General features: G+C 65.5%; 26 protein-coding genes. 15 read left to right on the top strand and 11 right to left on the bottom strand.

Going from position 1 to position 23,744, the window contains the following annotated elements; genetic code table 11:
- Both WDM24_RS13535 and WDM24_RS13530 read left to right on the top strand, forming a co-directional pair.
- Complete coding sequence (locus WDM24_RS13535) at positions 1–579, top strand: DUF1214 domain-containing protein (RefSeq protein ID WP_029082050.1); 579 nt, start codon at positions 1–3, stop codon at positions 577–579.
- On the top strand, positions 576–1,196 hold the full coding sequence (locus tag WDM24_RS13530; protein WP_338831581.1) for a DUF1254 domain-containing protein: 621 nt from the start codon (positions 576–578) through the stop codon (positions 1,194–1,196). The genes WDM24_RS13535 and WDM24_RS13530 overlap by 4 nt, the downstream gene beginning before the upstream one ends.
- Here the strand turns inward: WDM24_RS13530 and WDM24_RS13525 are convergent.
- Positions 1,193–2,035 carry an MBL fold metallo-hydrolase gene (locus WDM24_RS13525; protein ID WP_338831579.1) on the bottom strand — a complete coding sequence of 281 codons (843 nt, stop codon included), beginning with the start codon at positions 2,033–2,035 and terminating at the stop codon, positions 1,193–1,195. The genes WDM24_RS13530 and WDM24_RS13525 overlap by 4 nt on opposite strands.
- Positions 2,036–2,126: 91 nt before the next feature.
- On the opposite strand from WDM24_RS13525, the gene WDM24_RS13520 reads away from it, so the two are divergent.
- Positions 2,127–2,987 (top strand): LysR family transcriptional regulator, encoded by an 861-nt coding sequence (locus WDM24_RS13520; RefSeq protein WP_338831578.1) that lies wholly within the window; start codon positions 2,127–2,129, stop codon positions 2,985–2,987.
- On the opposite strand, the gene WDM24_RS13515 is transcribed toward WDM24_RS13520, so the two are convergent.
- Positions 2,984–3,751: a hypothetical protein gene (locus WDM24_RS13515; RefSeq protein WP_338831577.1), complete on the bottom strand. Its 768-nt coding sequence runs from the start codon at positions 3,749–3,751 to the stop codon at positions 2,984–2,986. The genes WDM24_RS13520 and WDM24_RS13515 overlap by 4 nt on opposite strands.
- 16 nt (positions 3,752–3,767) lie before the next feature.
- Positions 3,768–3,962 carry a hypothetical protein gene (locus tag WDM24_RS13510; RefSeq protein WP_029082055.1) on the bottom strand — a complete coding sequence of 65 codons (195 nt, stop codon included), beginning with the start codon at positions 3,960–3,962 and terminating at the stop codon, positions 3,768–3,770.
- Positions 3,963–4,257: 295 nt separating this feature from the next.
- Between WDM24_RS13510 and WDM24_RS13505 the strand changes: the two genes are divergently transcribed.
- A complete protein-coding gene (locus WDM24_RS13505) occupies positions 4,258–5,190 on the top strand; it encodes a DUF2336 domain-containing protein (RefSeq protein WP_224741735.1) in 933 nt (310 codons plus the stop codon).
- Here the strand turns inward: WDM24_RS13505 and WDM24_RS13500 are convergent.
- Positions 5,187–5,531: a DUF1491 family protein gene (locus tag WDM24_RS13500; RefSeq protein ID WP_338831576.1), complete on the bottom strand. Its 345-nt coding sequence runs from the start codon at positions 5,529–5,531 to the stop codon at positions 5,187–5,189. The genes WDM24_RS13505 and WDM24_RS13500 overlap by 4 nt on opposite strands.
- Before the next feature lie 216 nt (positions 5,532–5,747).
- Between WDM24_RS13500 and WDM24_RS13495 the strand changes: the two genes are divergently transcribed.
- Positions 5,748–7,391 (top strand): ankyrin repeat domain-containing protein, encoded by a 1,644-nt coding sequence (locus tag WDM24_RS13495; RefSeq protein WP_166293711.1) that lies wholly within the window; start codon positions 5,748–5,750, stop codon positions 7,389–7,391.
- A gap of 121 nt (positions 7,392–7,512) precedes the next feature.
- Here the strand turns inward: WDM24_RS13495 and WDM24_RS13490 are convergent, their stop codons facing one another.
- Together WDM24_RS13490 and WDM24_RS13485 are read right to left on the bottom strand one after the other, a co-directional pair.
- Positions 7,513–8,259, bottom strand: a complete 747-nt coding sequence (locus WDM24_RS13490; protein ID WP_338831575.1) for a peptidoglycan-binding domain-containing protein — start codon at positions 8,257–8,259, stop codon at positions 7,513–7,515.
- Positions 8,252–10,060, bottom strand: a complete 1,809-nt coding sequence (locus WDM24_RS13485) for an ATP-binding protein (RefSeq protein ID WP_166293707.1) — start codon at positions 10,058–10,060, stop codon at positions 8,252–8,254. The genes WDM24_RS13490 and WDM24_RS13485 overlap by 8 nt, the downstream gene beginning before the upstream one ends.
- Before the next feature lie 434 nt (positions 10,061–10,494).
- Here WDM24_RS13485 and WDM24_RS13480 point away from each other — a divergent pair, with 434 nt between their 5' ends.
- Together WDM24_RS13480 and WDM24_RS13475 are read left to right on the top strand one after the other, a co-directional pair.
- Entirely contained in the window at positions 10,495–10,878 is a 384-nt protein-coding gene (locus WDM24_RS13480) for a DUF5330 domain-containing protein (RefSeq protein ID WP_166215313.1), read from the top strand.
- A 153-nt stretch (positions 10,879–11,031) separates the two neighbouring features.
- Positions 11,032–11,463 carry a SufE family protein gene (locus tag WDM24_RS13475; RefSeq protein ID WP_338698541.1) on the top strand — a complete coding sequence of 144 codons (432 nt, stop codon included), beginning with the start codon at positions 11,032–11,034 and terminating at the stop codon, positions 11,461–11,463.
- Positions 11,464–11,467: 4 nt separating this feature from the next.
- Here WDM24_RS13475 and WDM24_RS13470 read toward each other — a convergent pair whose 3' ends face one another.
- Together WDM24_RS13470 and WDM24_RS13465 are read right to left on the bottom strand one after the other, a co-directional pair.
- On the bottom strand, positions 11,468–11,881 hold the full coding sequence (locus tag WDM24_RS13470) for a MucR family transcriptional regulator (protein WP_166293705.1): 414 nt from the start codon (positions 11,879–11,881) through the stop codon (positions 11,468–11,470).
- 176 nt (positions 11,882–12,057) lie between these two features.
- Positions 12,058–12,960 carry a DUF308 domain-containing protein gene (locus WDM24_RS13465; RefSeq protein ID WP_338831574.1) on the bottom strand — a complete coding sequence of 301 codons (903 nt, stop codon included), beginning with the start codon at positions 12,958–12,960 and terminating at the stop codon, positions 12,058–12,060.
- Between the two features lie 337 nt (positions 12,961–13,297).
- On the opposite strand from WDM24_RS13465, the gene WDM24_RS13460 reads away from it, so the two are divergent.
- The gene (locus tag WDM24_RS13460; RefSeq protein WP_338831573.1) at positions 13,298–14,947 is read left to right on the top strand and encodes a glycosyltransferase family 39 protein; all 1,650 of its coding nucleotides are present in this window, start codon (positions 13,298–13,300) and stop codon (positions 14,945–14,947) included.
- Between the two features lie 112 nt (positions 14,948–15,059).
- Here the strand turns inward: WDM24_RS13460 and WDM24_RS13455 are convergent, their stop codons facing one another.
- Positions 15,060–16,037, bottom strand: coding sequence for a LysR family transcriptional regulator (locus WDM24_RS13455; protein WP_338831572.1), 978 nt, complete (start codon positions 16,035–16,037; stop codon positions 15,060–15,062).
- Between the two features lie 112 nt (positions 16,038–16,149).
- On the opposite strand from WDM24_RS13455, the gene WDM24_RS13450 reads away from it, so the two are divergent.
- From WDM24_RS13450 to WDM24_RS13440, 3 genes are all read left to right on the top strand, one after another.
- Entirely contained in the window at positions 16,150–16,557 is a 408-nt protein-coding gene (locus tag WDM24_RS13450; protein WP_166203761.1) for a DUF1330 domain-containing protein, read from the top strand.
- A 2-nt stretch (positions 16,558–16,559) separates the two neighbouring features.
- Complete coding sequence (locus tag WDM24_RS13445; protein ID WP_338832383.1) at positions 16,560–17,138, top strand: carboxymuconolactone decarboxylase family protein; 579 nt, start codon at positions 16,560–16,562, stop codon at positions 17,136–17,138.
- Between the two features lie 83 nt (positions 17,139–17,221).
- Positions 17,222–18,001, top strand: a complete 780-nt coding sequence (locus WDM24_RS13440) for a class II aldolase/adducin family protein (protein WP_166203759.1) — start codon at positions 17,222–17,224, stop codon at positions 17,999–18,001.
- Positions 18,002–18,106: 105 nt separating this feature from the next.
- On the opposite strand, the gene WDM24_RS13435 is transcribed toward WDM24_RS13440, so the two are convergent.
- The gene (locus WDM24_RS13435) at positions 18,107–19,507 is read right to left on the bottom strand and encodes a M20/M25/M40 family metallo-hydrolase (RefSeq protein WP_338831571.1); all 1,401 of its coding nucleotides are present in this window, start codon (positions 19,505–19,507) and stop codon (positions 18,107–18,109) included.
- A gap of 96 nt (positions 19,508–19,603) precedes the next feature.
- On the bottom strand, positions 19,604–21,223 hold the full coding sequence (locus WDM24_RS13430; RefSeq protein ID WP_338831570.1) for a helicase HerA-like domain-containing protein: 1,620 nt from the start codon (positions 21,221–21,223) through the stop codon (positions 19,604–19,606).
- Between the two features lie 337 nt (positions 21,224–21,560).
- Here WDM24_RS13430 and WDM24_RS13425 point away from each other — a divergent pair, with 337 nt between their 5' ends.
- The 4 genes from WDM24_RS13425 to folB all read left to right on the top strand — a co-directional run bounded on the left by WDM24_RS13425 (position 21,561) and on the right by folB (position 23,738).
- Positions 21,561–21,926 carry a DUF2267 domain-containing protein gene (locus WDM24_RS13425; protein WP_338698525.1) on the top strand — a complete coding sequence of 122 codons (366 nt, stop codon included), beginning with the start codon at positions 21,561–21,563 and terminating at the stop codon, positions 21,924–21,926.
- Between the two features lie 56 nt (positions 21,927–21,982).
- Positions 21,983–22,390, top strand: a complete 408-nt coding sequence (locus WDM24_RS13420) for a DUF4332 domain-containing protein (RefSeq protein ID WP_338831569.1) — start codon at positions 21,983–21,985, stop codon at positions 22,388–22,390.
- Between the two features lie 101 nt (positions 22,391–22,491).
- Positions 22,492–23,349 carry a dihydropteroate synthase gene (gene folP, locus WDM24_RS13415; protein ID WP_166293684.1) on the top strand — a complete coding sequence of 286 codons (858 nt, stop codon included), beginning with the start codon at positions 22,492–22,494 and terminating at the stop codon, positions 23,347–23,349.
- A complete protein-coding gene (folB, locus tag WDM24_RS13410) occupies positions 23,346–23,738 on the top strand; it encodes a dihydroneopterin aldolase (RefSeq protein WP_166293682.1) in 393 nt (130 codons plus the stop codon). Before folP ends, folB begins: the two co-directional genes overlap by 4 nt.
- Positions 23,739–23,744: the final 6 nt, after the last annotated feature.

Raw genomic sequence — 23,744 nt, 5'->3', positions numbered from 1 at the left:
GTGCGGCTCCTCCTCACCACCCTGCTGGCACTCGTCATCGCCACCGCGGTCGGCCTCGGCCTGACCTACGCGACGGCGACGCGCGGCACCGATCTCGGCACCTTGAAGATCGGCGCCTGGACCGCGCGGCCGAAAAACGGCACCTCCGACGTCGACCCCTATTCGCGCGCCACCATCGCGCGCAGCGGCGAATTGCCGATCGGCACCGGCGACGGCATCGCCTTCTCGGCGACATCAGACGACAAGAACAAGCCGCTCGACGGCCGCTGCGACATCGTGGTCAGCGGCGTGACGCCGGCGGCGCGGTTCTGGACGCTGACGCTGTTCGACCGCAAGGGCCATCTGGTCGCCAACTCGCTGCAGCGCTACGGCTTCACCAGCCAGGAGATCATGCGCGCCTCCGACGGCACGTTCGAGATCCACATCGCCTCGCGCTCGCGCGCCGGCAACTGGCTGCCGACCGGCGGCATCGAACGTTACGCGCTGATGCTGCGCCTCTACGACACGCCGGTCGGGGTCGCGACCCGCACCCAGCGCGACGCGCCGATGCCCTCGATCGCAACGACGGGCTGCCCATGATCCGGCTGCTGTTCACCATCCTCGCAGGCGTGCTGCTCGGCGGCGTGGTGCATCTCGTCAGCGTGCTGGCGCTGCCGCGCATCGCCTCGCAGGACGCCTATTCGCGGCTGACGCCGATGACCAAGCTCAACGAGGTCACGCAGCTGCCGCTGGCCGACCCGACCCACTCGCCGATGCCGCTGATGGATCCGGCGTTCGCGATGGCGATCTGCCGCTACGATCTCTCCAGCGCGCCGCTCAAGCTCACCGTGCCGGTCAGCCAGGCCTACACGTCGGTATCGTTCTACACGCGCAACGAGGTCGCCTATTACGCGATCAACGACCGCTCCGCCGGCAAGAAGGTGATCGAGCTCTATTTGATGACGGAAGCCCAGCACAACGAGCTGCCGGAGGACGAGGAAGTCACCGCCGCCGACCGGCTGATCATCGACTCCCCGACATCAACCGGCCTGATCCTGCTGAAGGCGCTGGCGCCGGAGCCCGGCCTGATGCCGCAGGCGCAGGCCTCGCTCGCGGCCTCCTCCTGCAAGCCGCAGACCGAGCCGGTCGCGGCCAAGCCGGAGGCGCCGCCGCCGCTGCCCGCTCCGGCCCCACCGCCCGCGGCGCGCAAGCGCTAGCTCGCTGCCAGCGCGTGCCGGCCGCAGCGGCAGGTCTCGTAGTCGACGGGATCGTGGCTGTTGACGATCGTGACGCTAGCGCCATGCGCCGCCTTCAATTGGCGCAGCCGCTCCTGGTTCTGGATGCGCCTCGCGCGATCCATATCCGCGCGGCGCTGGAACATGCCGAGCACCAGCGGGATCCGCGGCCTGGCGTGGAGCTGCGCGTGATGGAAATAGGCATCACCGGCGTGCAGCAGCCATCTGTCTTTGTCGCGCACCGCGATCCCGCAATGGCCAAGCGTGTGCCCCGGCAGCGGGATCATCAAGATGTCCGGTTCCCTGTCACCAAGCGCGCGCACGCCCTTGAAGCCGAACCAGTCTTCACCATCGGCGCCGTAGAACGCCCAGTCCGGCCCGTGCTGCCACTGCGCCGTGATGTAGCGTCCTTGCGGCGGCGCGACTTGGTGCGTCACCGCCATGTCGTATTCGTTGCGATGGACGTGCACCTTGGCCTTCGGAAAGTCCGGCACGCCACCGGCATGGTCGCGATCGAGATGCGTCAGCAGCAAATGGCGCACGTCATCAGGCGAGAAGCCGAGCGCCTTCACCTGCTGGACGGCGGTCTCGGCCGGATCGAGCCGCGGCGTGGTCTGCCGCACCCATTTGCGCCCGAGCCGCGGCGGGTCGGCGATGTCGCCGAGCCCGATCCCGGTATCGACCAGCACGAGGCCGTCATTGCTCTCGACCAGCAGGCAGTGACAGACCATCCGCGCCCGCTGGAAGATGCTGCCGCTGCCGTTCACGAGCCGCTTGCCGATCGGGCACATGGTGCCGGTGTTGAGATGGTGGATGCGCATGACCAGTCCTCCGCTGAAGTCAGCGCAGGCTTGCCACCCGCCTTTCCATAGGTAAAATATTGTCTCTCTATCTATACGATAGGATTTACCTATGGATATACGCGAACTCCGCTACTTCGCCGCGGTCTACCGCGAGCGCAATCTCACCGCCGCCGCGAAGCGCTGCTTCATCTCGCAGCCGTCGATCTCGGCGGCGATCACCAATCTCGAGGCCGAGCTCGGCACCACGCTGTTCATCCGGCACAAGAAGGGCATGGCCCCGACCGAGTCAGCCGCGCAGTTTCACGGCATCGCCCGCAAGATCATCGACGAGGCGGACGCCGCGCGAAACCTGTTTCGCAAGCCCGCGACCAGGCAGGCGCTGACGCTCGGACTGTTGCGGACGCTCGATCAGGCCCGGACCATCGCGCTGCTGAAGCCGCTGACGAGCCATGCCGACCTCGCGCTCCGGCTGGTCGGCGCCAACGAGAAGGCCGACGCGCGGATCGTCGCAAGGACCATGATCACCGCCGGCGAGCACTTCGTCCCGCTGTGGAGCGAGCGCTATGTCGCGGCATTGCCGCCGTCGCATCGCCTGACCTTGAAGGAGACGCTCCGGACCACCGACTTCGCCGGCGTTCCGATGATCGATCGCTGCCATTGCGAGCAGCAGGAATTCTTCAAGCGCACGTCACCGCCGCGCAAGCCGGTGGCGATCGCGGAATCCGAGGAATGGGCGATGGCGCTGGTGGCGGCCGGGGTCGGCGTTGCGATCGTCCCCGAAGGCGTCGCGCGCGGCAATGCTGATGTCGCGGTGCGGGCGCTCGATATCGACGTGACGCGCCAGGTCGGCCTCGCCTATCCCGCGGCCCACCCGCCATCGGATGCGCTGAAGGCGTTCATCGCGAGCCTGCCGCGGCAACCGAGCAGTCGCCGCGTCAGATCGTCAACGAGGAAAGCGAGGCGGGCCTAGCCCTTCGACACCACGGCCTGCCCAGCAACCGGCGCGGACACCAGCGGCGCATTGGCGGTAAGCCGGGCGAGCTCGTTGATCTGGCGTTCGGCGTCGGCAGCCATGCCGTCGGGCGCCTGGATCACCAGCCGCTCCAGGGCCCAGCGATAGGACGCGATCCGCCGCTCCAGGCTCTGCCCGACCCACTGCACGATCAACGCATTCTCTTCCATCCGCGCGACCGCATCGGCCTTCTCGCGCGGCGACAGGTCCGCGATCATCTTGAGGCTGGCATTGCGCTTGCGGTCGAGCTCGATCACCTGGATCGCGACGGCGAAGAACGGCTCGAACCGGGTGATGTCGTCGCGGACCTCGTCGATCAAGAGCGAATAGCGCGAGGCGAACGAGCGATGCGGCTCGTCGATCAGATTGCGGCCATACGCCGTGCGGTCGAACACGACCCTCTGCCGCCAGGGCGCCGGCAGCGGCTGGTAGTCGCCGAACACGCTCTTCCACGCCGGACGCGACAGCGGCGGCTCGATGAACTGATAGGCGAGATCGCGTAGCTGACGTTCGTGTTCGGTGAGCTGGAATTGCGAGGCGTTCCTGCCGACGCTGCCGGTCGCCTCCGCGCCCATCCAGCGATGCATGTCGTCGTTGCGGAAATCGGCGCGGGTGCGGCCGAAATCGCCGCCGCTGCAACCCGCGAGCGCCGAGCCCGCCAGCAGCAGGATCAGCGCCGGGAATGGCCGCCACGCGGCGATCCGCTGCACAAGCTCCGGCATTGCGCGATGTCCGCGATCAGGAGCGGCGTCGGCGACGGCGGCCCTGCGCAGTGCCCTGCTCCGGTCCGCGATCGCCACCGGTCTCCTCCGTCGTTCGCTCGATCCGGACGACGGGTAGGATCAGCACGGTCCCCATGCCTTCGCCGGCAGCACCGGCCATGCTCGGCCGCCGCGCAGCCGCATCCGCCGGAAACTCAACGATGGTGCCCATGTTCCGTTCTCTCTGGCCCCGCACGGACATGATTTGCCCCGCGCCTGCCGAGTTAAGAACGCGCATGGTTAATGACATCTTAAGCCGCCGATACGGACGGTTACGGATATGGCGCTGTGCCTTAATGGACACGCGCAAATGCGAGCATTCGCCTTCACGGCTTGTTTTCCTTAACCGGCTCTTAAAGCAGCCTGCGTAGGCTCGCTGCCACAAGGTTTTCAAACCGATTCCTTACTGGCAAGTGCGTACGCCCGAGATGAGCGCAGCTCCGTTATTTCCTGGTTTCGATGGGCTGATGACGCTCTCCCGCCGCGAGGGCGTCGACATCCGCCCCACCTTGCTGCGCGTCCTGACGGACCTCTATGTGCAGGCCAGCGCACACTCGGCGGACGAAGAGCGCCAGTTCGTCGAGCTGACCTCGCGCCTGATCGACGAGGTCGACGACGCGACACGCGCCGCCGTCCGCGCACGGCTTGCGATCTATCCGGCAACGCCCGCTGGGATCATGGACAAGCTCGGGCTGCGGCGCGGCGGTCCAGACCAGCCGATGCCGGCTGCCGGTCCAATTCCCGCGCCGTCACCGTCCGCGCTGCCCGCCAAGATTCCGACCGAAGCCGAGCTGCGGATGGCGGCGAGCCTCGCGATGCGGCCGAACGATGCCGCCGAGATCTCCGACATGTTCTTTGCCGCCAACGCGAAGGAACGCGCGCAGATCCTGCACAATCTGCAGGAGACGCCGCTGAAGGCGGCGGCGCGGATTCCGGCCGCCCGCGCCGCGCGGGCGATCCATATCCTGGAGATGGCGGCGTTTGCCGAAGACATCGATAACTTCACGCTCGAGCTCGGCGAGGCGCTGATCCTGCCGTCGCGGATCGCCGCCGACGTGGTGAATGATCCCGGCGGCGAGCCGCTCGCCTGCGCGATGCGGGCGCTTGATGTGTCGAGCGCCGCGTTCCAGCGCATCCTGATGTTCCTCAATCCGGAAGCCGGCTCGTCGGTCAACTATGTCTACCGCCTGTCGCGGCTGTACGATCATCTGAGCGAGCGCTCGGCGCTGGTGATGCTGGCGGCGTGGCGCGGCTCGACCATGGCGGTGGCGCGCGCCAAGTATCGCTCGTCGCTCTATGACGATGAGCGTCACCGCGTGCGTGCAGCAGCCTCGCAGACGCGATCCGTGGTGCAGCCCGGCAGCGCACCGGCCATCCGCAACCAGAAATCCGGAAGCTAGTTTTTCGCCAGATCGAGAAAATGCCGCCCGGCGCGGTCCTCGGTCTCGACGATCCAGGCGTCGGGATCGAAGCGAAGTTCCTTGGTCAAGCGCTCCTCGACCGAAGGCTCGGGCACCGGCTGCAACGCCGACGGCACGAACAACCGCTCGGCCGGACGGCTGTCGTCATAGACCGTCTGCGGCGCCGGCGCGTACAGCATCGCGTTGCCGTCCATCAGCGCCACCTTGACGAAGACGGCACCGGCCTCCTCCGCGCCCTTCTTGCGGATCGCGCCGAACACGCCCTCGGTCTGGCAGCGGCGCAGATAGGCCGCGACCCAAATACTTGTTTTCAATCGCATGCGCAGACCTATAGGCCAGCGGCGTGACGCCGTCCAATCGCCGCACGCCAAACGGCGGGTTGACCGGCGCGCCGGCCGCTCATATCCTCAGCTTGCGTGCAAGCCGCGCCCGGGTCCACGGGAAGGGTTGAACCCACTTGCAACATTGAAGCAGCAAATCAAGCCTTTGTGCAGCCGGTTTTGTGGACCATCGGCGATTGATGCACGGAGGTTTCCATGGACCGATCGCGCGCGCGATTGAATCTCGAACATCTGAAGAAGCAGGCCAAGGAGCTGATCCGCCTTTACCGGCGGCAGGCGCCGGAAGCTTACGCCCGTTTCCGCCACGCGCTTCCGGCCGCGGCCGGCCGCAGCGACGCCGACATCGCCGCGCTCGATCTGCGGCTCCACGACGCGCAGTCCTGCGTGGCACGCGATCTTGGCTTTGCCTCATGGCCGGATTTGCGGCGTTACGTCGAGGCGCAATTGCCGCCCGGCAAAAGCAAGGACGATCGCGTGCGGCGGTGGCTGCAGCTGGTCTATGCCGCCGACGTCGACGGCACCACCGATCGCGCCAATCCGCGCGTTGCGGTACGGATGCTCAAAGAGGATCCCGGCCTTGTGGCCGATGATCCCTATCTTGCCTGCGCCATTGGCGACGAGGAAACGATACGGCGCACCGCAACCAACGATCCCGCATGGGTCAACCGTCCCGGTGGTCCGCTCAAGCTGCCGCCGCTGGTCGCGGTCACGCATTCCAGCCTGCTGCAGATTCCGGAATTTCAGCCGCGGCTGCATCGCTGTGCGCGCCTGCTGCTGCAGGCCGGTGCCAGTCCCGACCAGCATATCGGTAGCCGCTGGCCGCCGGGATCGCTCGATGCGCCCGACGACGGCAATCCGCTGTCGGCCCTGTATGGCGCCGCGGGGCGCAATCACGATCTCGAGCTGACCAGGCTTTTGCTCGAAGCGGGCGCCAATCCCAACGACAATGAATCGCTGTACCACTCGCTGGAAGGCTTCGTGACGACCGGCGTGTTGCTCGCGCATGGCGCGCGGATCGCCGGCACCAACGCGATGTACAAGGTGCTCGACGACGAGAACGTGGCGGCACTCGAATTGCTGCTGCGGCATGGTGGAAATCCGAACGAGCCCGCCCGCAATGCGCCGTTGACCGATTGCGGCTCGCCGCTGATGTGGGCGATCCGGCGGCGGCGGTCGCGGACGTGCATCGCGGCCTTGCTCGACGCCGGCGCCGACACGCACATCACGACACCGGACGGTCTCAGCGCCTACCGTTACGCGCTGCAATTCGGACTGACCGAGGTCGCCGAGCTGCTGCGGGAGCGCACCGGTGCCGAGACGCTGGCCGATGACGAACGCTTCGTCGCAGCGTGCAGCAGCGGCGACGCGCGCGAGGCACGGCGGATCCAGGCCAGCCGGCCCGACCTTCCCGGCGCGCTTTCACCACAGCAATTGCGCCTGCTTCCGGAGCTCGCCGCGGCGGGTGGCGATGACGCGGTGCGGCTAATGGTCGAGCTGGGCTGGCCCATCGCGGTACGCGGCGGCGACTGGGATGGCTCGGCGCTCAATCACGCCGTATTCCGCGGCAACGCCGCCCTGACGCGCTTCCTGCTCGAGCACGGTGCAGAGTGGACCGAGCAGCACGGCTTTGGCGACAATGCCTCCGGCAGCTTGTCGTGGGCCTCCTGCAATGAGCCGGTCAGTGGCGGCGATTGGGTGGGCTGCGCGCACGCCCTGCTCGATCACGGCATGCCGCGCGCCGTTCCGGATCGCGACGATCCGGAATGGGTGCTGCTGGCCGGCCGCAAGAAGCTGTTCTCCGACGAGGTCAGGGACGTTCTGCTGGGCGAAAAACCCTAGCTCGTCATGGCCGGGCTTGACCCGGCCATCCACGTCTTCGCTTCAACAACTCTCAAAGACGTGGATGCCCGGGACAAGCCCGGGCATGACGAACACACTTTTTCAATGCCGTCGCGGAGAACTACTCGATCGAATGCCCGATCATCACGCTGAGTTCGTGCACCAGGCGATCGGACATCTGCCCGGTCACCGGCAGCTTGCGGGCGCGCTCGAACTTCGCGATTGCAGTCTGCGTGTCCGCACCGATCGTGCCGGTCGGCTTGAGCTGGCCGTAGCCATATTCGGTCAGCGTACGCTGGACCGCGGCGATGCGTTTTCCGGCCGGGCTCAGATGCGCCGTCGGGATCGGTGCCGGCGGACGAATGACGCTCGACGGTGCGGCGGCCGGCGGCGCGGCGGTCGACTTCATCACCAGGCTCGCCATCGGATCGACCGGCTTCGCATCAACCGGCTTGGGTTCGGCGGATCTTGCTTCAACGGGTTTGGATTCGACAGGCCTTGCTTCGACCGCTTTGGTCTCCACGGGCTTCACCTCGACCGGCCTGGGTGGCTCCATGGCAGCGGCGGCCTCGGCCGGGCGCGGACGCGGCAACGGACTGGCGGCCGCTACAGGCGGTGCCGGCGGCGGCAGCGTCACGACCGAACCGCCGAACATCGGCGACGGATGGCGGCCGGCCTGCAGGAACAGCGCATTGATCAGGATCGCAACGATGGCGGAAACGGCCAGCACGCCCGCAACGAGATCCTTCGGACTGTGCAGCAGCAGACGCAGCACGAGGCCACGTTCTTCCTCGGCCGCGATGGCCACTGCCTTGGCGCCGCGGCGACGGCGCGGCGTTTCATCGTCATCCAAAGTCTGTCTAGGCACTCTTCTTCACCTGATGGGTTTGCTCTTGTAATCCGGACCGCAGCGCGGGCTTCAGGGTCGAGACATTGCTGGACGGCTCGACCGCGGCCGGCGGGGTGAACGCCAGCGGCAGCGCGACCGACACGATGGTGCCCTCGCCGACCTTGCTCTCCACGTTCATTTCGCCGTTATGCAGGCCGACCAGTCCCTTGACGATGGACAGGCCAAGGCCGGTGCCTTCGTGGCGGCGCTGATAGGTCTTGCCGGCCTGGAAGAACGGATCGCCGATCCGCTTGAGATCGTCGGCGGCGATGCCGACGCCGGTGTCCGAGACGCGCAGCAGCAGGCGCGCCCCCTCGACGCTGGCCGATACGGTCACCTTGCCGCCGCGCTCGGTGAACTTGATGGCGTTGGAAACCAGATTGAGGACGATCTGCTTGAACGCGCGCGGATCGCCATTCACGATCGGCAGATCGTCGGGCACGCGGGTGACGAGGTCCACACCGCTCTCGCGCGCCTTCAGCGCCACCAGATTGCAGCAATTGATTAGCGCCGGCCGCGGCGCAAACGGCTCCGGCGAAATCTCGAAATTGCCGGACTCCATCTTCGACATGTCGAGGATGCCGTTGACGACGGACAACAGATGCTGGCCGGAGTCGTTGATCAGCTGCGCGTATTCCTTCCGGCGCGCCGCGTCGAGCCCGAGCACGTCTTCCTGCGCGATCATCTCGGAGAAGCCGATGATGGCATTGAGCGGGGTCCGCAGCTCGTGGCTCATGGTGGCGAGGAAGCGCGTCTTCGAGGCATCGGCCTGCTCGGCCGCGTTGCGCGCCTGTTCCAGCGCCTGCTCCTGCACCTTGCGATCGGTGACATCGCGGATCACCGCGACGACCTCGGCATCGGCGGCGGTCTGCTCCAGCGGACGGCAGCGCATCTCGGCCCAGATGAATTCGGCGGTCTCGCCGCGCGCGGCGTCGCGGCGCACCCGGAACTCGACGCTGCGGGACTCGCCGCGTGCCGCGTCCGACAGCGCGGTGAGATAGGCCGGGCGATCGGCGACATGAACGCGGTCGAACAGGCCGTGGCCCAACAGCCGCGATGCCGGCACGCCGAGCATGATCTCGACCCCAGGCGAAATGAAGCGTACCGCGCCGTTGCGGCTGTGCCGCGACAGCACGTCGCTCATGTTGTGCGCGAGCAGGCGGTAACGCTCCTCCTCGACATAGAGCAGCGCCACGCTGGTGCGCGCCAGCGATTCCGCGCCGAAGGCGAGCCCGGCCGCATAGAAGATCGCCGACACGACGCCGAACCCGATCAGCGTGCTGTTGGTCGCGACCGCGGGATCGGCGAACGGCAGCAGGTGATAATGGCCGAGCACGCTGAGCAACGCCGCGCAGATCATCGCCAACGCGAACGCAAAGGCGACCACGCGCCGCGAGGCCGACAATGCGGCCTCGATCGGAATCACGACGAGCCAAACCGTGGCGAACGACGCGATGCCGCCGGTGGACGCCGCGATCATCATCACGAGACCCGCGAGCGCCAGCGACGACAGCACATGCGCGCCTTCATAGCGGCCGGTGCGCGACAGGAACCATGACAGCAGGATCGGCGCGATCAGCCAGGCAAATGCCGCGACCTCGATCGCTGTGGGCGCACCGCGCATCGCCAGGAAGGCCGGAAAGGAAGCGAGCGCCGCCAGGCTGCCGAGCAGCCGCGGCGCCATGAAGGCACGATGGCGCGCACGCGTCAGCGCATCATATTGCGCCGACGGATGCAGCAGCGCATCCAGGCAATCGCGGATCAGACTCAAACTACTCACAGCACTCGCGCTTCGGCTTAGTCGTCAGACAGACGCGCCGGAACGCCTCCTTGGTGATTGCAGGTCAACGTGTCAGAGCGAACTTAAGCGAACGCTAAGGCAATGCGGCCTGCTGCCAAACACCGTGCATTGGCGAGGCTTTGACGCAGCCATTCACCGCCCATTTGTCGGGGATGGTGAACGACTGGTTTCCGGATGCGACAATCTATGGTTTCGAAAGGGTGGACGCGGCGCAATCTGCGCACTCGGCGCGCACATGCAGCCATCAATCGAAAATTTACGGCGAATCAATTCAGGCGGATTTTCCGCGATTTTTGGGCGGATTTACTTCAATGCGGATACTTCCGGTTTATCGACCGCTGCTAAGCCTGAGGGCAATAGCGGCATCGACCGCGCAAGAAGCAAAAGACAAGATAGACGACCGGGATCGCGCCATGTTCTTCCTGCTGCGTTTGGCATTCTGGCTCGGGCTTGTGCTCGTGCTGCTGCCGAGAGACAAAACACCCGAAGCGGACAAGGTGCCGCAGATCAACGCGTCGGACGCGGTGTCGGCCGCGACGGCGACGATCAACGACATGGGTCAGTTCTGCAAGCGCCAGCCTTCCGCCTGCGAAGTCGGCGGCCAGGCCGCGACCGCGATCGGTCAGCGCGCAACCGACGGCGCGCGCAAGCTCTACCAGATCATCACCGACAAGAAGCCGCCGGACCACACCGGCTCGATCGGCGGCGACGATACCGCGTCAGCCCTTGCCGCATCCCGCGACACGCTGACCGCGGACGATCAGACGATCGAATTCCGCCTGCCGCCGACGCCGTAGGCGCAAAATGAGAGCGTTTTCGAGCGAAGTGAGTGCCGGTTCGCGTGAAGAAAACGCGTCGAAACAATAATAGCCGCGGAACCGGTTCCATTTTCGTCGCTTTCGCGGCCCGCCTTCCCTATATAAGCCGTTAAGCATAGGACGCGGGCCACGATGACGACGATCGACGAAATCAGGGACAATTTTGCGCTGCTGGACGAGTGGGACGACCGCTACCGCTACGTCATCGAGCTCGGCCGCACGCTCGAGCCATTGTCGGAAGCGGAGCACTCGGCCGAGAACAAGGTGCAGGGCTGCGTCAGCCAGGTCTGGCTGTCGAAACGGGTCGAGGGCGATGCCCATGGCGAACCCCGCCTGATCTATGTCGGCGACAGCGATGCCCACATCGTGCGCGGCCTGGTCGCGATCGTGCTGACGCTGTTTTCCGGGCAGACGCCGAAGGACATCCTCGCCACCGATGCGCTCGCGCTGTTCGACGAGTTCGGCTTCCGCGACCATCTGACGCCGCAGCGTTCCAACGGTCTCCGCTCGATGGTCGATCGCATCCGCAACGATGCGCGCGAGGCGCTGGCGTCCGCCGCGTAAACCCCTACTTCCGCTTCCGGGTCTGCTGGCCCAGTCCCATCTTCTTGGCGAGTTGCGATCGCGCCACCGCGTAGTTCGGCGCCACCATCGGATAATCCGCCGGCAGCCCCCATTTGTCGCGATATTGCTCCGGCGTCATGTTGTACTGGGTGCGCAGATGGCGCTTGAGCGACTTGAAGCGCTTGCCGTCTTCGAGACACACCAGATATTCCGGCGTGATCGACTTCTTCATCGACACCGCAGGCCTGGCCGGCTCGCTCGGCGTGTCGCTGCGCCCGCTCGACACCCGCAGCAAGGCGGCGTGGACCTGGCTGATCAGGTTCGGAATATCCGAGGCCGGCGTCGGATTGTTGCTGAGATAGGCCGAAACGATGTTTGCGGTCAGCTCGACCGGCGTTTTGCCTGAGATATCGGACATGGCTCAATCTTCCCCGTGCTAGCGACGGCCCGGCGCCCACCGGACAGTATCCATGTGCAGCAATACATAAATGAAATCGCGTACTACTTGGCGAATATGAGCGGATTGCAGCAAGCCTGACAAGAACGGCCGAATTTTAGGCTTCGCGCCGGCGGCTCGCAAGTATTGGCGCGGATCTACGGCCGCTGCTCGAGATGCGACCTGAGCTCGTCGATCGAGGCGAACCGCATCATGCCCTCGGGCATCTGCGCTTCGATCGATCCGTCCGAATAGAGCGAATAGGCCATGCCGTCGACGACGCCCGATTTGAGCACGGTGACCGGGGGCTGCTCCTGCGGCGCCGGCGGATGGCCTGATGACGGCGACGGCGACGGCGCGGCGGCGGCCGACTGGGTCTCGCCGAAGGTTGACGGCCGGGGCGTGCGCCGCGGGGCGACATCGACCGATCTCGGTCGCTCGGCCTTCGGCCAGGCATCGTCGAAGGTTGCCGGCGCAGCCTCGGCCGCAGCGGAAGGATTTGGACGCAGTTCCGGCGACAACAGATCCGGCGTGAGCGGCTCGGCAGCGCGCCCCTGGGTCCTGTCGCGCTCCTTCCGCGAGGACGAGAACAGCAGGTTGCGCCGCTTGGGCGGCCCTTCGCCGTCGGTGGGCGTTGCGCCCGGCGGCGGCAGCTCGCCAGACGCGCCACGCTGGGGGATTTCGTCGTGCCAGGGCGGTGGCGCCGCGGGCGCGGATGGCTGGACCGATGGAGCGAGCGGCGGAGGCGCCGCGACCTTTGGCTCACGCGGCGGCGGGAACACCGGATCGTCGGGAGCGTTGCGCGGGGAAGTTGCAGACGGCGACGGGCCCCCGGACCGGATACCCGTGGCAACAACCGCGTCGAGCCGTCCGCCCATGGCCTGGAGCTCGCGTACGACCGCGGCGAGGCCCAGGACGATCGCGCCCGAGCATACACCGGTCACGCCGACCAGGATCATGGTGCTGCCGAAGCTGAACTCCTTGTCCTGGATTCCCAAGCCGACCGCCGCCAAGCCTGCCAAAACCAGGCCCGCACCGACGACCAACAGACCAACCTTCATCGAACTAACCCCCGGGAGACCCGACCGAAAATCGGCGCGAGCCACCGACGCCACGATACCGTCATAGTGCCCACACCGCCAACCGCCAATTGTAGGCAGAGTTCCCTAACATCCCGCTTAACCGGCGCTCCGCGCGGCAGATCGCGCTCCCAACGACTGCGCCGCAGCACAGCTCCCGTAAATTTACTGACGACGAATTGCTGCCAATATATTGCAATGCATCTGGGAAATTACGCCACAATTACCAATTACTTGGAAACGGAACTGCGCTATGGATGCCGGGGAATGAGGCCCTAAAGCGCCAAACAGGGCCACAGGCACGCCGGTACCACTAGCTATGTCATCGATTACGACGTCTGCATTCGAGGCGCCTGCGCGGCGCTCGATGGAGAAGACCTGCGACGATCTCGCATTCCTCGTCCTCGGCGTGGTCGCCGTGGTCGCCGGTCTCACATTCCGCGATTACGGCCTGGGCTGGGACGATTACACCCACGCTGAATACGCCGACCTGCTGCTGCGCATGTACGGGTCCGGGTTCAAGGACACCGGCGCGCTGTCGTTTGCCAACCTCTATATGTACGGCGGCGGCTTCGATATGGCAGCTGCCCTGCTGCACAAGATCATCCCGCTCAAACTGTTCGAGACACGCCGCCTGCTCGGCGCGATCGTCGGCGTGATCGGCCTTGCGGTCACCTGGCGCCTGGCGCGCCGCGTCGGTGGTCCGCTGGCGGGACTGGCGGCGCTCTTGCTGCTGGCGCTGTGCCCGACCTTCTACGGCCACATGTTCATGAATCCGAAGGATGCGCCGTTCGCCGTGGCGATGGTGATCCTGATCATGGGCCTCGTCCGCCTGATGGAAGAATATCCGGCGCCCTCGCCGCGCACGATCCTGATCGTGGGCTTAGGGGCCGGCCTGTCGATCGGCTGCCGCGTCCTCGGCGGGCTCGCATTGATCTACGCCGTCGTCGGCTTCGCTCCGCTGTGGATCGAGGAACTCCGCAAGCAGGGCGCGCGCGAGGCCACCCATCGCTTTGCCCATGTCATCTATGTGCTGCTGCCGGGGCTTGTGTTCGGCTATCTCGTGATGGGCCTGATCTGGCCGTGGTCGATCATGGAGCCCGGGCATCCGTTCGAAGCGGTGACCTATTTCTCGCACTTCTTCGAGAAGCCGTGGAAGGAGATGTTCGACGGCGCGCTGGTGTCGGTGCCGGACATGCCGTGGTCCTATCTGCCCACCCTGTTCGCGCTGCAACTGCCCGAAGTGCTGCTGGTGCTGCTGACCGCAGCCATCGTCATCACCTTCATGTCACTGTCGCGCACCGAGGTGCCGGCGAAGCGCAAGTCGATCATGCTGATGCTGACGCTGGCGGCGACGCTGCCGCTGGTGATCGCGATGGTGAAGCGGCCGGCGCTCTACAACGGCATCCGCCATTTCATCTTCGTGATCCCGCCGATGGCGGTGCTCGCCGGCGTCGCATTCGCCCGCGGCATGGATTGGCTCGGCGAGAACCGCCGCGCCTGGCAGCCTGCGGCGCTCGCCGTGTTCGCGTTCGGCCTGCTGCTGCCGTTCAGCGAAATGATCCGCCTGCATCCCTATCAGTACACGCACTTCAACCACATCGCCGGCACGGTGCGGACCGCGGACAACTTCTTCATGCTGGACTATTGGGGCCTGGCGCTGAAGCAGGCGTCGGACGGGCTGCGTGAGCAGCTGGCGGAGCGGCAGGAAGTGCCGCCGCAGCATCGCAAGTGGAAGGTCGCTGTGTGCGGACCGCAGCGCCCCGCGCAGGTCGCGCTCGGGCCCGACTTCACGATCGGCTGGGACAGCAATGCCGCCGACTTCGCCATGACGCTCGGCGAATTCTACTGCAAGGGCCTCACCGCCCCTGTGATGGTCGAGATCAAGCGCGACGACGTCGTGTTCGCCCGCGTCTACGACATCCGCGGCCGCAGCATCTCGAGCCTGCTGGCGATCCCGGCGCCGTAGCGCGCGATACCAGGACCGCCTGGAGCGTCTTCGAGCGAAGTTCGCGTGAAGAAAACGCATCAAAACAAAAAGCTAGAGCTTCGGTTCTGATTCAATCGCAACCGAAAATGCTCTAGCCTCGCGTGGCACGTTTTGTCGTGCCGGCCTTCGAAGCCGTCGCCTTCCGCGCCTGCTCGATCAGCAGTTGCGCAGCCGGATGAAGCAGCCGGTGCTTCAACGTAACGATGGCGACCGGCAAGGGCTTTCCGAGCGACACCGGCAAGCCCGTTAGCGACCAGCGTTCGGCATTGAACTGCAGCAATGAAGCCGGCACCGGTGTAAGATACTGACCGGTCGCCATCAGTTGCATGCGCAACTGCATCGAATAGGTCGTGACGCCCAATCGCGGCACCGGAAGTCCCTGCGCGCTGAACGCGCCGCTCACGAGGTCGCGCACCGCCGTACCCGGCGGCGCAAGAATCCAGGATTCATCGGTCAGATCCCCGAGGGTGAGCTGCCTGCGCCGGGCGAGACGATGGTTCGTGCCGGCGGCAACCACGATTGGCTCGTCATAGAGAACGTCGACCTTCAGATCGTCGTCGCGCACCGGGCCGGAGATACGACCAAGCATCATGTCGACCTTGCGCTCGCGCAACTCGCGAAATTCCATCGCAGCCGTATTCGCCTCGAGGACGTGAACGACAATGCGTGGATATTGCGCGGCGAGTCCGGCAATGACGGCCGAAAGAAGCCCGCCGGAGATATAGGATTCCGACGTTCCGACCCATACCTCGCCCTTGCCGGGATCGGACAGAAACTCGATGTCCTTGATTCCCTGCGCCAGCGCGTCGAACGCCTCGGTGCCGCGCCGGAGCAGCGCCTCGCCATAGGCGGTCGGCGACACACCGCGCGGTGAACGGTCGAGCAAGCGGACACCGAGCGCGGCTTCGAGATCCGCGATGGCCTGCGAGATCGCCGGCTGGGTGAGCCGAAGCTCCGCAGCCGCCTTCGCCATGCTGCCAAGCTTGGTGACCGACGCCAGCACATGCAGGTCGCGCAGCCGAAGCCGGCGGCCGATGCGCTGTTCCCAATCCGTGAGTTTCCCAACCATCAGATATTATTATACCCCTATGCGATATTTCGCCATTCTGATTATAGCCCTGTCGTACCAAGGTGACGGCCGTTGAGCACCAACATGCTCGCCCCTCTCGACGGAGACCGCCATGACACCGACTTCGAAATTCGCGTGCGTCACTTCCGCGGCCGTGAGCCTCGGCTTCCTCGCGTTGTCCGGCCTGCACGCACAAGGCACGGCTTCTGCGCCCGCCTATGTCGTCAACGAGGTCGACGTGACCGATCAGGCAGGCTTTGCCACTTACGCCAAGCGGCAGGGCGAACTGATCGACAAATTCGGCGGCCGCTTCCTGGCGCGCGGCGGGAAGGCCGAAGCCGTCGCCGGAACTCCGCTGCCGCATCGTATTACGATCTATCTCTTCGACAGCCTGGCGAAGGCGCAGGCCTGGCACGATGCGCCCGAGCAAGCGGAGCTCGCGGCGATCCGCGACAAAGCCTCGAACTTCCGGTCCTTCATCGTCGAGGGCTGCTCGGCCTGCAAGCCGCCGGCCAGTTGACGATGATCCGGGGGCCGTCGACCAGACGGCCCCCGTTGCGCGGGAGCAGCACAATGTCTGATCTGAAGCCCCTCGCTATCGAGAGACTGACGGGCGACAGCGCAATATCCATTGCGGCGATCGAGCGGGAGTTGGGTTTCGTGCCTGACTTGATGCGCGTGCTCTCGCATTCGCGGGCGGCCCTGCACGGCTACCTCGCACTGCGCGCCGCCTTGAAGGGCGGAGTGCTGCCGGCAGCCTTGCGCGAACGGATCGCCATTGCGGTCGCCAACACAAACGGTTGCAACTCCTGCCTTGTCAACCACCGCCACCTTGCGCGTTGCGCCGACGTCAGCGATCAGGAGCTCGATGCGGCAACAGCATTCGGCTCGCGGGACCGGGCTGCGGCCGCGGTCTTGCGGTTCACCAAGGCCGTGATCGCTGCGCGCGGCGGTGTCGATGCCGTGGAATTCGCGGCCGTCCGCGACGCGGGATTCGGCGACGCCGAGATCGTCGAGATCGCTACGGTGATCGGCGCGAACATGCTGGCGAACTTCGTCAACAATCTCGCACATTCCGCGCGAAACGCCGCCGACGCATGACTGCCACCCCGCCCGTGCCTTGCTGGGGGAAGCACACGGAGCTATCCTTCCCGGACAACCAATATTCACGGGAGACCCCACCCATGTCGCCGGCCGAAGCACGCTTGAAGGAAATTCCGTCCGGCATGACGGACGCGGAGTGGCAACAGCGGATCAATCTCGCCGCCTGCTACCGGCTGGTCGCGCTCTACGGCTGGGATGATCTGGTCGATACCCACATCTCGGCCCGCGTGCCCGGACCCGAGCATCACTTCCTGATCAACCCCTACGGGCTGATGTTCGACGAGATCACCGCCTCCAGCCTGGTCAAGGTCGACCTCGATGGCAACCAGCTCTCGCAGAGCGACTACAGCATCAACCCGGCCGGTTTCACCATCCATTCGGCGATCCACGAGGTGCGCGAGGACGCCGGCTGCGTGCTCCATCTGCACACCGTCGACGGCACCGCGGTATCGTCGAGCCCGGAGGGACTGCTGCCGCTGAACCAGACCGCGCAGCTCGTCACCCACGACCTCGCCTATCACGACTATGAAGGCATCGCGCTCGATCACGACGAGCGCCCGCGCCTGCAGCGCGACCTCGGCGGCAAGAACCACATGTTGCTGCGCAATCACGGCACGCTGACGGTCGGCCGCTCTGTCGCATCGGCCTTCGAGCGGATGTACCATCTGGAGCGCGCCTGCTCGATGCAGGTGGCGACCCGCGCACTCGGCCCGATCGCCTATCCGGTCGAGGCGGAGGCGATCGACAAGAACACCGAGCTCTTGTCCAACCCGGACCGTGCCGAACTGCGCTCGACCCAGTTGGTCTGGCCGCCGCTGCTGCGCAAGCTCGACCGGGTGAACCCCGGCTACCGCGATTGAAATTTCACAATCTTCGGGTAGAATATTCGGCAACACCCTCTGCACGTTCAGAATCAAAACGCCGCCCAATTCCGGGCGGCGTTTTTACGTTCAGGGTGCCTCGCGCTATTTGGCGTCGGCGAACGCCGCCAGAATCCGCGCCCAGGAGCGGATGCCCTTGTGGTAGCTCTTGAGGTCGTACTTCTCGTTCGGCGAATGGATGTTGTCGTCGTCGAGCCCGAAGCCGACCAGCACGCTGTCGAGACCGAGCGTGCGCTTGAAGTCTGCGACGATCGGGATCGAGGCGCCGGAGCCGACCAGCAGCGCCTCCTTGCCCCATTCATCGGTCAGCGCGCGGCGGGCGGCCGCGAGCGGCTTCATGTTCCAGTCGAGCGCGATCGCCGGCGCAGAGGAATGATCGGTGAACTCGGCCTTGCAGTCCGCCGGCACGCGCGCCTTCACGTAATCGCGGAATGCCTGGCGGATCTTCTCGGGATTCTGTCCCTCGACCAGGCGGAACGAGACCTTCGCCGACGCCTCGGCCGGGATCACCGTCTTCGAGCCCTCGCCGGTGTAACCGCCGACGATGCCGTTGATGTCGCAGGTCGGCCGCGAGGACACCTGCTCGATCAGGAGCCGGTCCTTTTCGCCGGCCGGCAGCGAGAGGCCGATCGGCTTGAGGAAGCTGTCCGGCGTCAGATTGAGCTGCTTCCACTGCGCCAGAATGTCCGGCGGCAGATCCTTCACCCCATCATAGAAGCCGGGGATGGTGATGTGGCCGTTCTCGTCATGCAGGCCGCCGAGGATCCGCGTCAGCACGCGGATCGGGTTCTGCGCACCGCCGCCGAACACGCCGGAATGCAGGTCGCGATTGGCGGCCTTGATCTTGACCTCGTCATAGACCAGGCCGCGCAGCGACGTCGTGATCGCCGGCGTGTTGGGGTCCCACATGCCGGTGTCGCAGACCAGTGCGAAGTCGGCCTTCAGGTCATCCTTGTTGGCCTCCAGGAACGGCACGAAATTCTTCGAGCCGATCTCCTCCTCGCCCTCGATGACGATGGTGATGTCGACCGGCAGCGATCCCGTCACGTTCTTCCAGGCGCGGCAGGCCTCGACGAAGGTCATCAGCTGTCCCTTGTCGTCCTCGGCACCGCGCGCAACGATGATCTTGCGCCCGTCGGCATGGTCGGTCACCACAGGCTCGAACGGCGGACGGTGCCAGAGATTCAAGGGATCGACCGGCTGCACGTCGTAATGGCCGTAGAACAGCACATGCGGACGGCCGTCGGTCGAACCGTTCAGCTTCCCGACCACGGCCGGATGGCCCGCCGTCGGCCGCACCTCGGTCTTGAAGCCGAGGGTTGCGATATCCTTGGCGAGATGATCGGCGGCCGCCTTGCAGTCATTGGCGAAGGCCGGATCGGCCGAGATCGATTTGATCCGCAGGAGCGTGAACAGCCGCTCCAGACTGTTGTCGAAATCGGCGTCGATGCGGTCGAGGACGGGCTGCAGCTTGGCATTGGACATCGCGGATATCCTATTGGTTGGACGTTGCGCCAACTTGTAGCGCGCCGGCCGGCGGAGGCAAAGCCGCTCGCCCGCCCCACGCGGAGCGGCGCGACGCTATCGGCGCAGAATTCCGCCGAGCGCGCCGCGCACCAGGGCACGGCCGATCGAGCCGCCAACCGAACCGCCGACCGATTTGCCGAGATCGGCAACCACACCGCCGATCACCTTGTCGGTCACCGAGCGCGTGACGTTGCGCGCGATCACCTGCCCGGTCGAGAGCCGGCCGCGCTTGACGTTGGTGCCGAAGATCGTGGCCGCGATCGAGCCGATCTGGCCGAGGATGCCGCCACCCTCGCCGCCGCCATCCGCCGGCGCTGCCGCCGCCCCGGACAGCCGCTTCTGGATGATCTCGTAGGCGGATTCGGCGTCAACAGCGGTGTCGTATTTGCCCTTGACCGGGCTCGCATCCATGATCGCCTTGCGCTCCTCGGGCGTGATCGGCCCGATCCGCGCCGACGGCGGCCGCACCATGATGCGCTCGACCATCGACGGCGTGCCGCCGCCTTCGAGGAACGACACCAGCGCCTCGCCCTTGGCGAGCTCCATGATCACCCGCGCGGTGTCGAGCTTCGGATTGGGCCGGAAGGTCTGGGCGGCCGCGGCGACCGCCTTCTGGTCGCGCGGCGTGAAGGCCCGCAGCGCGTGCTGCACACGGTTGCCGAGCTGCGCCAGCACCTTGTCCGGCACGTCGATCGGATTCTGCGTGACGAAATAGACGCCGACCCCCTTGGAGCGGATCAGCCGCACCACCTGCTCGATCTTGTCCATCAGCGCCTTCGGCGCGTCGGTGAACAACAGATGCGCCTCGTCGAAGAAGAACACCAGCTTCGGCTTCGGCAGGTCGCCCGCCTCCGGCAATTCCTCGAACAATTCCGACAGCATCCAGAGCAGGAACGTGGCGTAAAGCCGCGGGCTCTGCATCAGCTTGTCGGCAACGAGAATGTTAACCATGCCGCGGCCGTCGCGGTCGGTGCGCATGAAATCCTTCAGCGTCAGCGCCGGCTCGCCGAAGAACTTCGCGCCGCCCTGGTTCTCGAGCACCAGGAGCTGACGCTGGATCGTTCCGACCGTCGCCTTGGAGACGTTGCCGTAGCCCTGGGCCGCCTTGCGGATCGGCGCCAGCGGATCTTCCTCGTCGTCGGCCGCTTTCTTGCTGCCGTTGGGCGCGATCGCATCCAGAAGCGCACGCAGATCCTTCATGTCTATCAACGTGAGGCCGTTCTCATCGGCGACACGGAAGGCGACATTGAGCACGCCCTCCTGCACGTCGTTCAGGTCGAGCATCCGCGACAGCAACAGCGGCCCCATTTCGGTGACGGTGGCGCGCACCGGATGGCCCTGCTCGCCGAACACGTCCCAGAACACGGTCGAGAACTGATCCGGCTGGAACGTCAGCCCCATGTCCTTGGCGCGTTTGACGATGAAGTCCTTGGCCTCGCCGGCTTCGGAGATACCGGAGAGATCGCCCTTGATATCGGCTGCGAAAACCGGAACGCCGGCGCGTGCAAATCCTTCGGCCATGACTTGCAGCGAGACGGTCTTGCCGGTTCCGGTTGCGCCGGTGACAAGGCCATGCCGGTTGGCCAGCGCCAGCGTCAGCCACGCCGTCTCCTCGCCCTTGCCGATAAAAATCTTCTCGTCCGTATCGGCCAATTTGTTGTCGGAGGTCGCCATCGCTTCGCCTCTTCGCGCGGATTAGATCGGTTCGATGTGTCGAACCTACGCCATCATATTGCATCTTGCAGGTCGATTGAAACCATCGACGCGTGCCGACGTAGATTGGCGCTTCACCAGTTCCTCATACTTTATTCCCGGCCAAGTGACGAAAGGCATTGCGCATTGCGACAAGATAGTGTGAATCCGCCGCTCACTCTTGCAGCGAGGCAACAGTCACGGCGCGATCGAAAAAGAAAACGAACTGAAATGCGCGGATCGCTTGAATTTCGTGACACAGGCGCTCAAGATAAATCCTCAAGAACGATCCGGCTAAAGCCGGTTGAGGCGGGGCAATATGGACGAATTGGTTGGACGGCTGGCCGCGAAGGCCGGCATCGATGGTGCTGTCGCTGAAAAAACCATCGGCATCGTTCTGGGTTTCCTCCGTAACGAGGGACCTTCCGACAAGGTCCAGGCTCTGATCGACCAAATCCCCGGCGCCGAAGCGGCAATCGCCAGCGCTAACACCAGCGGTGGTCTATCGCGGTTGATGGGTGGCGGGCTGATGGCCGTCGGCACCCGGCTGATGGCGCTCGGATTGAGCATGAGTGAGATACAGAACGTCGCGCGTGAACTTTTTAGGTTTGGCCGCGACAAAATCGGAGCGGATCAAATGGGCGAGATCATCTCGGGGACGCCGGGCCTCAGCCAGTTCGCCTGAAGCATTTTCCCAACGCCTTTTGCGCGTGCGCTCCCTTCTACCTGCATACGAGTATCATGACATACCCCCTCTCCGAGATCGAAGGCCTGTCCGCCTATTGCGCCAACAAACTGAAATCGCAGGGTATCCGCACGACCGAAGCGCTGCTTGAAGCCGCCCGCACCGTCAAGGGACGCAAGGAGCTGTCCGCCAAGACCGGGATCAGCGAACAGCAACTGCTCGAGTGGGCCAACATCTCCGACTACATGCGGATTCCCGGCATGGGCAAGGCGAAGGTCGGGCTGGTCCGCGCCGCCGGCGTCACCACGGTGCGCGAGCTCGCCCACCGCAACCCGTCGCGGCTGGCGCAGAGCATGAAGGACGCCAATGTGCGGCGGAAGCTCGTCCGGTTGATGCCGTCGGAGAAATCGGTCGAGTTGCTGATCGAGCAGGCACGCAAGCTGCCTCCCAAAATCACCTATTAGGGTGATCTATTAGCCTTCCTTAAAGGCACTCAGCGGCCGCCGGCGCCCACGCATCCCTGCGACATCTTGACTTGCCGCTGTCGTCAGCGCAAAGCCACCGCATGATGGCGACCAAGCCCATAGCATCGGCGGGGGCCGGCACGGCCGTATCAGCGGTGCTGCCGGCGCTATTGTCGATGCCCTATCCGGCCGTGATGGGCATCCTGAACGTGACGCCGGATTCATTCTCCGATGGCGGACAGTTCGTCGCACCCGAGCAGGCGCTGGCGCAGGCCCGCAGGCTGGTCACCGAGGGCGCCGACATCATCGACATCGGCGCGGAATCCACCCGTCCCTACGGCTCGCAGCCGGTCTCCGCCGATGCCGAGATGGCGCGGCTGAAGCCGGTGCTGGCCGAGGTGATCGCGCTCGGCGTGCCGGTCTCGATCGACAGCATGAAATCGGAGGTCGTGGCCTGGGCGCTCGATCAGGGCGCTGCGATCGCCAACGACGTCTGGGGCCTGCAGCGCGATGCCGGCATGGCGTCAATGGTCGCCGCGCGCGGCGTGCCCGTGATCATCATGCACAATCGCGAGCAGGCCGATCCGGCGATCGACATCATGCGCGATATCACCGCCTTCTTCGAGCGCTCGCTCGAGATTGCCGCGCGCACCGGCATTGCCGACGACCGGATCGTGCTCGATCCCGGGATCGGCTTCGGCAAGACGCCGGAGCAGAGCATGATGGCGCTGGCGCGGCTCGCCGAGCTCGACTGCTTCGGCCTGCCGGTGCTGGTCGGCGCCTCGCGCAAGCGCTTCATCAGCACGGTCGTGCCTGCGGAGCCGCAACAGCGGATCGGCGGCTCGATCGCCGCGCACCTGATCGCCGTGCAGAATGGCGCCCGCATCATCCGCGCGCATGACGTCGCGGAAACCGTTCAGGCGCTGCGGGTGGCCGCAGCAATCAAGGGACAGCAATGACCGACACGATCTTCATTACCGGGATCGTCATCCATGCCCGCCATGGCGTGATGGAACATGAGACCGAGGTCGGGCAGCGCTTCGTGATCGATCTCGAGCTCTACACCGACCTCTCGGAATCCTCGCGCACCGACCGCCTCTCCGACACGGTCTCCTATTCCAACGTGGTGGCGACCGCGACGTCGGCATTCAAGAACACCAACTACAAGCTGCTCGAGCGCGCCGCCGGCGCGGTGGCCGACGACATCCTGGTCACCTTCCCGCGCGTCAGGGCGGTCAAGGTCACCGTGCACAAGCCGCATGCGCCGATCGCCGCGATCTTCGACGATGTCGGCGTGGTGCTGACCCGCTCGCGCCATCCAGCGCCGCATTCACCGCCCCATGGGTGACCCCCG

The sequence above is a fragment of the Bradyrhizobium sp. 27S5 genome (assembly GCF_037217225.1).
GTDB lineage: Bacteria > Pseudomonadota > Alphaproteobacteria > Rhizobiales > Xanthobacteraceae > Bradyrhizobium > Bradyrhizobium septentrionale.
Note: the sequence above shows the minus strand (reverse complement) of the source record. Positions and strands in the feature narration are given on the sequence as shown.